6 protein-coding genes are annotated in these 8,581 nt (G+C 70.6%); 3 read left to right on the plus strand and 3 right to left on the minus strand.

The window, feature by feature from the left end; all coding sequences use genetic code 11:
* A partial coding sequence (locus tag ACFYT9_RS05520; RefSeq protein ID WP_389161109.1) for a trypsin-like serine protease occupies nt 1-971 on the minus strand: 971 nt, incomplete at its 3' end.
* Between the two features lie 146 nt (nt 972-1,117).
* Nucleotides 1,118-1,624 (minus strand): hypothetical protein, encoded by a 507-nt coding sequence (locus ACFYT9_RS05525; RefSeq protein ID WP_389161075.1) that lies wholly within the window; start codon nt 1,622-1,624, stop codon nt 1,118-1,120.
* A 546-nt stretch (nt 1,625-2,170) separates the two neighbouring features.
* Here ACFYT9_RS05525 and ACFYT9_RS05530 point away from each other — a divergent pair.
* Nucleotides 2,171-5,521 carry an ALF repeat-containing protein gene (locus ACFYT9_RS05530; RefSeq protein ID WP_389161077.1) on the plus strand — a complete coding sequence of 1,117 codons (3,351 nt, stop codon included), beginning with the start codon at nt 2,171-2,173 and terminating at the stop codon, nt 5,519-5,521.
* Nucleotides 5,522-5,615: 94 nt separating this feature from the next.
* On the plus strand, nt 5,616-5,972 hold the full coding sequence (locus tag ACFYT9_RS05535; RefSeq protein WP_389161078.1) for a hypothetical protein: 357 nt from the start codon (nt 5,616-5,618) through the stop codon (nt 5,970-5,972).
* Nucleotides 5,973-6,057: 85 nt separating this feature from the next.
* Here the strand turns inward: ACFYT9_RS05535 and ACFYT9_RS05540 are convergent, their stop codons facing one another.
* The gene (locus ACFYT9_RS05540) at nt 6,058-7,329 is read right to left on the minus strand and encodes an MFS transporter (RefSeq protein WP_389161079.1); all 1,272 of its coding nucleotides are present in this window, start codon (nt 7,327-7,329) and stop codon (nt 6,058-6,060) included.
* Between the two features lie 155 nt (nt 7,330-7,484).
* On the opposite strand from ACFYT9_RS05540, the gene ACFYT9_RS05545 reads away from it, so the two are divergent.
* Nucleotides 7,485-8,051, plus strand: coding sequence for a MarR family winged helix-turn-helix transcriptional regulator (locus tag ACFYT9_RS05545; protein ID WP_376602786.1), 567 nt, complete (start codon nt 7,485-7,487; stop codon nt 8,049-8,051).
* The last annotated feature ends 530 nt before the right edge of the window (nt 8,052-8,581 follow it).

Genomic DNA, 8,581 nt, shown 5'->3' on the forward strand with positions numbered 1-8,581 from the left:
CGTTCCGAGGTGTGGACGACCAGGTCGGCCTTGCCGTCACCAGTGATGTCCGCGAAGTACAGGCGGCCGAGGTCGGCACCGGTGACGAAGCGGCCCCAGCCGGTCGACATGACGGTGCCCGGACCGAAGGTGGTGCCGAGGTTCCGGTGGACGACGACGGAGCCGTCGATCCGCTGGAGGACGAGGTCGTCCTTGCCGTCGCCGTCGATGTCGGCGGGCGTGACCTTCTCGCGGCTGACGACCTCCTTCACCCATCCGGCCAGGTCGTCGACGCGGGTGTCGACCGCTCCCGTGCGGGTCTCGACGGGGTCGATGCCGAGGCACCCGCCCTGCCAGGACCGGGAGGTGACGCTCACGAGCTGGGGGACGCCGTTGACCGTGCGCAGGGTGGGCCCTCCGGCGTCGCCCTGGCACACCGTCGCGGTGTCGGAGCCGTCGAGGTTGACCGCCGTGCCCGTGGCGGAGGCCACGGTGAACTTGCCGGCGTGCAGCTTGTCGGGCACCCACTCGGTCTTGGTACGCCCGAAGCCCGCCTTCGTCAGCTGCTCGCCGCCCGTGGCGGGGGCGGAGGCGATCTGCACGGGCTTGACGGCCGTGCCGGCGATCCGGCTGCTGAGCCGGACGAGGACGAGGTCGCGGTCGGCGTGCGGAACCAGGGCGAGAGCCGGCTGCACACTGCCGCCCGTCTGCGTCAGATCCGTGCGGCCGACGGTGACCGTCGTGGCGAGTGCGGGCTTGCCGCTGGTGGAGATGCCGGCGGAGCTGAAACAGGACGCGGCGGTGAGGACCCACTGCTCGGCCACGAGCGAGCCGGTGCAGGCGGCCTTGTCCCCGATGTTGATCTTGGCGACGAAGTTCAGTCCGGTGGTGGCGTCGGCGCCGTTGAGGGCGTTCGCGGGAGCCGCGGTGAGGACGGCGGCGAACGCCGCCACCGCACTGGTGACCCACAAGGACTGCGAGCGCTTGGTCATGGTGAGTGTTCCTTCACAATGAGGCGTCCCGCGAGGAGGGAGCGTCTCGTCAAATGGGTTGGTGGGGCCGGGAGTCGGCGTCGGGATGGACGCCGGTCGGCGGCCGGGCGGCCGACCTGGGTGCCGCCGGGTGTCGGTGGGGCCCGTCAGCGCTTCGCGGTGATCTCCACGAGGGCGTGGTCGCGACCCTCCGGGTCGGTGGCCTCACCGACGGAGGTCCAGGCGTTCTTGACGAGGTCGAAGGACTTCTGCTCGGCGCCCACCGTCATGTCGACCGAGGTGCTGTAGTCGTTGCCCTTGATGGCGAAGACGGCCGGGATGTCCAGGCTGAGGAAGCCGCTGCTGCCGGTCACCTTGAAGCAGACCTTGTCGCGGCCACGCGCCCACACTTCGAGGAGGCCGGCCTCGCTTCCGCACGGGGCGAGGAGGATGTGGCCGTCGCCGTGCTTCAGGGTGATGCCCTGCTCGGCCAGGATCTTCGCGGCGTCGGGGTAGGAGAACGTCTCGACCGCGTACCCCGGGGCTTCGTCGGCCACCGGTGCGACGCGGAGCTGATCGGCGGGCTCGGCGCCGCCCACGGCGCCGGTCGCGAACAGACCGAGAACGGCTCCCACGGCCGCGGCCGCGACCACTGCGCGACGAATGAACTTCATTGCTGTCTCGTTTCTTGAATTCCCGATGAATACTGGAGGGAACTGCGCAGGTGTGAGCATCCTGAGAATCCCCCGGTGTCACGATAAGCGCACCGGCATACCCGCGCCCCCATGCGGTGAATTACGCCGGGATCCGGTTTCTGGAGATCCTTCCAGAAACCGGATTCAAGCCTTCTTCGGCCCGCTCATGAAAGCCCCACGGGGCCACCTCCGTCCACTGATAGTTCGTCAAGTCGCCTACAAAAAGCCTTGTTGGCGATGGTGACCTCCGTCACAAGGCGTGACGGTTGTGGGGAATCTCGTGAAGATCTCGTGGAATAACCGACTGTCTGGTGTGTGCATTTACCTTTTGGGTGTCGATGCGAACGCTTCCCTCTTCGTCGCCTTCTCGACCTTTTGCTTCATGCGATTCCGCCCCTTCCCGAGACCTGACATTGCTTGATTGAAATGCCGGGGATCCGAACGTAGGTTGGGTGCGCTGAATCGCCAGACATGTGGCGGTCATTTTCATGGGCTCATATCGCGGCCCGGGGGGGCATTACCCATATGCAGAACACGTTTTGGAGCAGGCGACGCTTCGTCGGCGTCGCGACCGCCGTCGCGGCGGCCGCCGCCTCTCCCCTGTCGCTCGCACCCGTCGGACACGCGGCCGACGGCGGGGCCGGCACGCCGGAGCCCCTCACGCTGCCGGACACCGAGCGCGCCAAGGTGGTCAGGGCATGGATGCTGGGAGGGCGGGCCGTCAAGGCGGCGGCGGCCGAGGCCCTGCACGGTTCGGACGCCGACGTGCAGGCCTTCCTCCTCCAGACGCTGCCGAAGGCGACCCAGCAGGACAACTACGTCGCCCTCTTCACCTACCTCGCGACCGCGGGCAAGGGACTGCGCCGCGAGGCGACCGCCGCCATCGACGGCGGCGACAGCACCATCAACGCCTTCGTCGCCGGCGGGTTCGAGGCCGCGATCCTGGAGGACCTCCGGGTGGCGACGTCCACCGTGTCCAGCACCGGCGGCCGGGAAGTCAAGAAGGAGGCGTCCAAGGCCCTGGACGCCGGCACCCGGATGGCGCTGGAGGCCTTCCTCACCGACGGCCAGTACACGGCGCACCTGGAGGACATGCGCGTCCAGGTCTCCACCCTGATGTTCAACGCCGGTCCGGAGGTACGGAAGTACGCGGACCGTGCCCTCAGCGGCACCGAGACGGACGTCCGCTGGTTCCTCGACACCGGGCAGCACATCGCCCGCGCCCGTGACCAGGAGTCGGCCACCATCGAGGAACTCGTGGCCGTGGTCCAGCGGGAGAGCAAGCGGGCCCAGGCCGAGACCAACCTGGCCGTGGAGGCCTCCGAGCGCGCCCGGACCGCGGCCGAGAAAGCGAAGGCCGCCGCCGAGAACGCGGCGGCCGAGGCCGCGGCGGCCGGAACGGACGTGACCAAGGCCAAGGCCGCCGCCACCAAGGCCGCCAAGGCGGCGTCCGGTGCCGCCGACGCGGCCCGCAACGCCATCAGGGCCTCCCACGCCGCGGTGACGGCGTCCCGGCGCGCCTCCTGGGCCGCCACCGCCGCCTCCCAGGCGGCCGCCACCGCCGGACACGCCGCCTCGGTGGCCTACAGCTCGGCGATCGCCGCGTCGAAGGACGCGGGCAAGGCGCAGGCCGCGAAGAACGCCGCGGTCGCCGCGCGCAATGCTGCGGCCCAGGCCCGGTCGGCCGCCCAGGCCGCCGACTACGCGGCGACCGCTTCGGCGCAGGCCGCCGGTGCGGGCTCCGCGGCCGCCTCCGCGGCCCGCAACGCGGCCGCCGCCGCCAACGCCTCCGCCCAGGCCGCCCAGGCCTCGGGCGTGGCCCAGAAGGAGGCCGCCGAGGCGAAGCGCCAGGCGCAGATCGCGAGCAACGCCGCCAACCTGGCCACCAACGCGGCCTCCACCTCCAAGGCCCTGGCCGAATCGGCCGCCACGGCCGCCCGCACCGCCCGTGACGCCGCCAACTCGGCCGCCACCCACGCGGAGAACGCCGCGGCCGCCGCGGAAGAGGCGGCGAAGTACGCCGGTCAGGCGATCGACTTCGCCAACAAGTCCACCTCCCATGCCGCAGCGGCGGTCCAGGCGGCCAACGCCGCCACCAAGGCGGTCGAGCAGGCGATCGCGGTCGAACAAGCCGCCCGGAACGCGGAGTCTGCCCGCCTCGACGAGCAGAAGCAGCAGGGCTTGGAGGAGGCGCGGCTGCTCGCCCGGATCGAGACGGAGGAGCAGGCCGAACTCGCGCGGAAGCGGACACAGGCCCAGCAGACCGAGCAGGCGCTCCACACCCTGATCACCCAGGCCGAGCAGGCCCTCGCGGGCAACGACCTGACGCTGGCCGTCACCCTCGGCCGCAAGGCCGCCGTCGGCCTGCTGAACGCGAAGGGGGCCTGGACCCGGGAGGCCGCGCAGTTCGCCCTGTGCGGCACGGAGGCGGACGTCCGGGCGTGGATCGACACCGACCGGGGCCTCGCCCAGGACCAGGACGACAGGGAGACCGCCCTCTATCTCGCCCAGGTGTCTGCCCCGGCGATCGGCACGGCGGCGCACCAGGCGCTGGCGAGCACCGACACCCGGGCGACGCAAGCCTTCCTGACCTCGGGTCTGATCGAGGCCGCGGCGACCGACAACCGGGTCCAGATCTCCCGGATCATCAGCCGCGCTCCCGGGAAGGCCGTGCGGGAGGCGGCCGAGGCCGCGCTCGACGCCGACACCTCGACGGCTCTCCAGGACTTCTTCGAGAGCACCTACCCGGCCGCGGTGCGGGAGGACGACGCTGCCGCCGCCGCGACCCTGCTCAGCGGCGGCGGCCAGTACACCAAGGCGTACGCGGAGGTGGTGCTCGAGGGCCCCACGTGGATGCGGCGAAACTTCATCGAGCTCCAGCGGCACAAGGCCGCACAGCTCGACCACGACTCCGTGGCCCACATCTCCGCGATCCGCGGAGCCATCGCGGCGGCCGCGAAGATCGCCCACAAGGCGCAGCAGAACGCGGCACTGGCCTCGAAGGTGGCGGCGGAGGCCCGCAAGGCCGCCCAGGAGGCCTCGGAGTGGGCCGACAAGGCCCGGATCGCCGCCGACACCGCCGAGGCGTACGCGTCGCAGGCCAAGGCCCACGCCGACGCCGCGGACAGGTCCGCCGCCGATGCCAAGGCGTCGGCGGCGACGGCCGGCGCCGCCGCACAGACCGCGCGCGGCGCCGCGCGCTCGGCCAACTACTCCGCGAACAAGGCGGTCGACGCGGCGCGCAGGGCCCTGAGCTCCTCATACAGCGCCCGGTCCTCGGCGGCGAGCGCCCGCCAGTCCGCGCTCGTCGCCGGCCAGAACGCCCAGGCGGCAGCCGCCGCCGCGACCGACGCCCGCCGCATCGCCAGCCAGAAGCGGCAGGCCGAGATCGCGGAAGCCGCCCGGGTGGCCGCCGTCCAGGCCCAGCGGGACCGGGACAGGAACACCGACCCGGCCGACAGCCCCACGCACGACCAGGTCAACCCGAACGGCAGCAATACCGGCGGCGAGAAGTGGTACGAGGACGCCAAGTGGTGGGCCGACGCGGCCAACTACGTCAGCATCGGCACCGGCTTCATCGCCGCCGGCCTCGGCATCGCGAGTCTGGCCTTCCCGCCGCTCGCCGTCGCCGCCGGTGTCTTCGGCTACGTGTCCCTCGGCGCCGGTGCCCTCAGCGCCGTGTTCACCGGCATCGAGTACGGGTTCACCAGCGGCGAGTTCGCCGCCTCCGCCGGCAGTGCCGTCCTCGGCCTGCTGACGTTCGGCCAGTCCAAGTGGATCGGGGCGGTCGGAGGCAGCAAGGTCGCGACGAAGGTCACCCAGTTCGGCCACGACCTCGTGTCACCCATCATCGGTACGCTGAGCACATGGTTCTGACCTGGGCCGGACCGTAGACGTGCCTGCGGGGGCCGTCTTCTGGACGACCCCCGCATCCCGTCCCCCGCAGGTCTCGAAAAAAGGAGAACGGCCCTTGCCCCCGTCCCTCGACGGCACGTGGTGGTGGCCGATCGCCGCGGCGGCGACCGTGATCCACTGTTCCGCGATGGCGGCGTGGATCCCCGTACGACGGTTCCGGCTCGTCTACCCGGCCGTCGTCGTCGGGTGCGGGGCCGCCGTCGTGGTCATGGCCGACCTGGCCCTGTACGCCTTCACCCTGATCGGACTGACGGTCGGGCTCCTCCCGACGCGTGCCCGCCTCACCCGGTGGAGCCATGAGATCAACCGGGGAGTGACGCGCGAGCGGTACGACTGGCCGCCCTCGCACCTCGTCTTCTGTGTCGTCTGTGTCGTCGGCGCGGCCCTCGCCGCGATGGCGTCGACCCGCTGAGGCCTGCCCGCCCTCGCCGGATGCCGGCGGCGGACGAGTCGGAGCCGCCGGCCCGTACGTACCTGACTGCGACTTCGGCGCCCGGCTAGGCAGCGGCGGCGGTCTCCTTCTCGGGCTGGTGCTGCGCCACCACCCGCGAGGGCCGCACGGCGAGCGACGGCTGGTTCTGCACCGGCGTGAGCTGCTTGCCGAGCCGGACCGCGAGCACCGTGACGAGGAGCGAGAACAGCACGAAGGTCACGATGTAGGGACCGTGCAGCGACGCGCCCATCGGACCGCCCACCGCCGGCCCGACCGCCAGCGCCAGCTGCTTCACCAGGGCGAAGGCCGAGTTGTACGAGCCCACCATCGACTCCGGCGCCAGGTCGGCCACCAGCGGGGCCACGGTCGGCGACAGCATCGCCTCGCCCAGACCGAAGAGCGCGTACGTGGAGACGAACGCGGCCGTCGCCATCGCCTGGCTGCCGTGGCCGAGCCCCGCGTACCCGGCGATGATCCACGCGAGCGCCCAGATCAGGCCGACGGCCGCGATCACCCGGGTGCGCTTGCGGCGCTCCACGAACTTCAGCACCAGGAACTGCGCCAGCACGATCACCGCCGTGTTGGCGGCCAGCGCGATGCCGAGCGTCGACGGCGCGATGCCGGCGGCCTCGGTGCCGTACGCGGCCAGACCCGACTCGAACTGTCCGTAGCAGGCGAAGAAGAGGACGAAGCCGAGGACGCACAGCTGCACCATCGCCTTGTGGCCGAGCAGCGCCCGGACCCCGCCGCCCTTGCCGCCGTCGGCGGGCCGCGGGCCCTGGAGCGCCGGAGAACCGGCCATCCGCACGGTACCGACCACCGCGGCCAGCACCAGGAACATCACGGCTTCGATCGAGAACAGCAGCAGGAAGCTGTCGGGGCGGCTCACGTCGACGAGCAGGCCGCCGATCAGACCACCGAGACCCAGACCCAGGTTCTGCAGGAAGAACTGGAGCGCGAAGGCACGCGTCCGGCCGACGGGCTCCGAGCACCACACGATCATCGTGGCGAGCGCCGGCTGGAGCACCGCGGTACCCGCACCGAGCAGCGCGGCGGCGCCCACCGCCGCCGGGACGCTCGACGCGAGACCCATCCCCACGGCGCCGACCGCGGCCAGAGCGGAGGCGGCCAGCAGCACCGGCACGGGCCCGCGCCGGTCGATCGCCCGCCCGCTGAACGGCAGCACCACGAGCGCGGCCATGGCGAAGACGGCCAGCACCACACCCGCGGTCGTCGCGCCCAGATCCCGCACCTGTGCCACGTACACATAGAGGTACGGCACGGTGAAGCCGAGTCCGAACGCGCTCAGCGCGCTGCCTGCCTGAATCCGGCGCATCGCGGCGCCCCTCGCCTTGGTCACACTCACCCACTTCGGTCGCGGGTTCAGCCGTGTACGCCTGAACCCTCAAGACTTCAACACTAAAGTTCGATCCTTAACACTACACATAGAAGGACTTCAACGCCAACGAGGTCCATGGGATACTCGTCCTCATGTCCGACACCCCCGAGCGCCCCGCCTCGCAAGAGCCGCAGGAGCCGACGCTCGACGAGCAGATCGCCGCCTATCAGCGCGAGTACCGCGACCTGGACCCCCAGGTGGAGAAAGTGGTCTCCGCCCTCGGCCGGCTGAACCGCCGGATGAACGTGGCGTACGGTCGCCAGCTGGCCGATCTCGGCATCAGCAACGCGGAGTGGGAGGTCCTCAAGACCCTCGTGCTCTCCGGTGCCCCCTACCGTCTGGGTCCGGGGGAGCTGGCCAAGCGCCTCGGCCTCACCCCGGCGGCCATGACCCACCGCATCGACCGCATGGCCGGCGAGGGCCTGGTCACCCGGGACCGCGACGAGACCAACCGCGTCCGCGTGATCGTCGAGCTCACCGACGAGGGCCGGTCGAAGTGGCTGGAGGCGATGCGCATGGCCACGGACTTCGAGGAGAAGCTCCTCCAGGACCTCGGCGCGGAGGAGCGTGTCGCCCTGGGAGACGCGCTGATCCGCCTCCTGCGCCGTGTGGAACTTACCCAGCCGGACGCCGGCGGCAGGCTCACGGACCTCGACTGAACGCACTCTCGGACGTCACCGGAGGGGGGTTGACACCCCCCTGGGGGACGCGTAGTGTTCTCCGAGTTGTCACGGAGCCGGAACGGTTCTGCGACAGCCGATCCCGCCGCGATAGCGGCACCTCAACCCAGCACGGTCTCCCTCACGGGATGAATTTCGGCATGCCGAAATTCAATTCGAACCGACTCGATTGTGAGTCGCCGAAGGAATCCGCTAAGGTTTGAGACGTCGGAACGGCCCAACAGCCGGAAAGACGAATCCCGCTGACTGGGAATCAGACGCCGAAAGGATCTGATAGAGTCGGAAACGCCGGAAGGGCCCAGAGCGAAAGCGAAAGGGACCGGAAAGCACCGAGGAAATCGGATCGGAAAGATCTGATAGAGTCGGAAACGAAGAAAGCGCAGGAAGCGCCCGGAGGGCCTGGAAACAGGAACGAAGGAAGCGTCCGCACCTTGAGAACTCAACAGCGTGCCAAAAATCAACGCCAGATTAGTTGATACCCCGTCCAGCCGGTTTCGGTTGGTCGAGGT

Source organism: Streptomyces sp. NPDC004435 (genome assembly GCF_042873895.1).
Lineage (GTDB): Bacteria > Actinomycetota > Actinomycetes > Streptomycetales > Streptomycetaceae > Streptomyces.

Coding starts and splice junctions, on each gene's coding strand:
- ACFYT9_RS05525 (WP_389161075.1), bottom strand. CDS start 1,624: ATGAAGTTCATTCGTCGCGCAGTGGTCGCGGCCGCGGCCGTGGGAGCC.
- ACFYT9_RS05530 (WP_389161077.1), top strand. CDS start 2,171: ATGCAGAACACGTTTTGGAGCAGGCGACGCTTCGTCGGCGTCGCGACC.
- ACFYT9_RS05540 (WP_389161079.1), bottom strand. CDS start 7,329: ATGCGCCGGATTCAGGCAGGCAGCGCGCTGAGCGCGTTCGGACTCGGC.
- ACFYT9_RS05545 (WP_376602786.1), top strand. CDS start 7,485: ATGTCCGACACCCCCGAGCGCCCCGCCTCGCAAGAGCCGCAGGAGCCG.